Below are 596 nucleotides of genomic sequence, written 5' to 3' on the forward strand. Positions count from 1 at the left end.
GCGTCATCCAGGAACAGGTCGAAATGGGCGTTGCTGTGCGCATGGCGGTCATGGAAGCGCTGCTCGATCCCCGTCGCAATCAAGAGGGCCGCGGCGCATGAGCATAACGGTCTTTGAGCGCGCCCGCATCGTCGACCCCTCGCGCGGCATCGACGAAATCGGCGCCGTCATCGTCGATGGCCGCAAGATCGTTGCCGCCGGCAAGGCAGCGCTCAACCAGGGCGCGCCCGAGGGCGCCACCATAATCGACTGCGCCGGCAAGGCGATCATTCCAGGCCTGGTCGATGGCCGCGTTTTCATCGGCGAACCGGGCGGCGAGCATCGCGAAACCATTGCGTCGGCGAGTGTCGCGGCGGCGGCTGGCGGCGTCACCTCCATCGTCATGATGCCCGATACCGACCCAGTGATCGACAATGTGGCGCTTGTCGAGTTCGTGCTGCGCACCGCGAAAGACACGGCTATCGTCAACGTCTTTCCGGCTGCGGCGATCACCAAGGGCCTCGATGGGCGCGAGATGACCGAGTTCGGCCTGCTGCGCGAAGCCGGCGCGGTCGCCTTCACCGATGGCCGCCACACCATATCGAGTGCGCTGGTGA

Annotated in this window: 2 pseudogenes; both read left to right on the plus strand. The window is 65.8% G+C overall.

Annotated features, from left to right (window positions below):
* Positions 1-101 (plus strand): annotated as a pseudogene (pyrB, locus tag EN914_RS37630) (aspartate carbamoyltransferase catalytic subunit); the annotation flags it as partial.
* Positions 98-596 (plus strand): annotated as a pseudogene (locus EN914_RS37635) (dihydroorotase); the annotation flags it as partial. The pseudogenes pyrB and EN914_RS37635, both read left to right, overlap by 4 nt.

Source organism: Mesorhizobium sp. M7A.F.Ca.CA.001.08.2.1, from assembly GCF_003998455.1.
Lineage (GTDB): Bacteria > Pseudomonadota > Alphaproteobacteria > Rhizobiales > Rhizobiaceae > Mesorhizobium > Mesorhizobium ciceri.